Here is a 1,335-nt window from a genome sequence, read left to right on the forward strand (position 1 = left end):
TGGTTCACAGAACCTAATAACTAATCGCTTCATTTAGCTCATAATTATAAAGAATAGGCTTTACACCGCTGGGATTCATTATTATTTGATAAATTTTTTCTCTACCATTAGAAAAAGATTCCTTTAATTCTTTTGGTGTTTTAAAGTCAACAGCATATTCAAAATAAAGACCACCTAATAAATGACGGAATTCATGCTGAAAAATAATAGCGCTTAACCCATCTAATCTCCCCGTTATTTGATTTCCACTCTCATTAAAGGCTGTATATTCTATCCATTTATTTGTTGCTACTTTTCCCAAAGGCATATCTAAAGCACTCAAGCAACCATGCCAAAAATAAACTAAGTCATCTGACTTCAAAGTAATGCGGGGATTAATAAAATACTGTAAAGGGATATCTTCTGATAGCTCTTTAGGCAAGGGTGAAGCTTGGTTTTCTGGAGCTTTGTAACGTATCGCGAATATTTGAACATTTTTACCTAGTTGATTAGCTGCTATTCCAACACCAGTATTACTTTTTAATACCTCTTTCATTTGCTCAATTAAATCTTTTATCTCTTGTGATGAAACATCTTTTACTTCTTTTGTTGGGGTGTAGAGTAATTGGCTATTCCTTTGATCATTATATTGGACGAATTTATTTTGTACTTGGTTCATTTTAATCTCACTTGCGTTTAATGTTGAAGTATTTAGAACAAAAAGTAGACTGATGTATGTAGCTACTATGGGTGCCCGTTGTGCTTTTCTTTTGCAAGATAAGATGCTGCTATGCAACTCTAATATTTTATATAGCATGTTTTTCTCAAATGTCATGAAATATAAGAAATGATTATGGGTAAAGTACTCCCCAATGTCAATACCACAATATCATAAAAATGAGACACAATTTTCATTGTAACGTTATTTCATTTTTCACTGATTTAAAGCAACTTTCATAGTTTCTCTTCAAACCAGATAACAACTCAGATTTGACTCTATCAGCATCAGCATTTTTATAGCAAATACCAAAGTGCACTTCAGCAGGCTTTTTATAACTCAAGCCTTGATGTTGCCGCTCATAATTATAAAATTCAAAGTATCGATTAAGAGCACGCTTAGCTTCTAACATATTAGCATAACGCCATGCTCGACTTTTTTAACATACGCCCAACTTTTCAAATTGAATAGGTGGGTTTCCTAACTTCTTGTTAATCAACACGCCGAATGTATGAGACAACATTTTTCTGATAACTCTGCTGGTTAAGTGCCAGCAAGCTCTCGCTCTGATTTTCTCAATATTAAACTGCCAGGGTAAACGCATCTAATTTTCTTTAACTAACGTGAGTTCGATATAA

At 33.4% G+C, this 1,335-nt stretch carries 2 protein-coding genes and 1 pseudogene; all 3 read right to left on the minus strand.

All coding sequences use genetic code 11. From position 1 onward, the window contains the following. Window positions 1-13 precede the first annotated feature (13 nt). Complete coding sequence (locus DNK84_RS06375) at window positions 14-658, minus strand: peptide deformylase (RefSeq protein WP_162902271.1); 645 nt, start codon at window positions 656-658, stop codon at window positions 14-16. 232 nt (window positions 659-890) lie between these two features. Continuing rightward, complete coding sequence (locus tag DNK84_RS06380) at window positions 891-1,109, minus strand: hypothetical protein (RefSeq protein ID WP_119343716.1); 219 nt, start codon at window positions 1,107-1,109, stop codon at window positions 891-893. 27 nt (window positions 1,110-1,136) lie between these two features. Further along, window positions 1,137-1,286, minus strand: a pseudogene (locus DNK84_RS14785) (IS982 family transposase); the annotation flags it as partial. Window positions 1,287-1,335: the final 49 nt, after the last annotated feature.

This window comes from Facilibium subflavum, from assembly GCF_003574485.1.
GTDB lineage: Bacteria > Pseudomonadota > Gammaproteobacteria > Francisellales > Francisellaceae > Facilibium > Facilibium subflavum.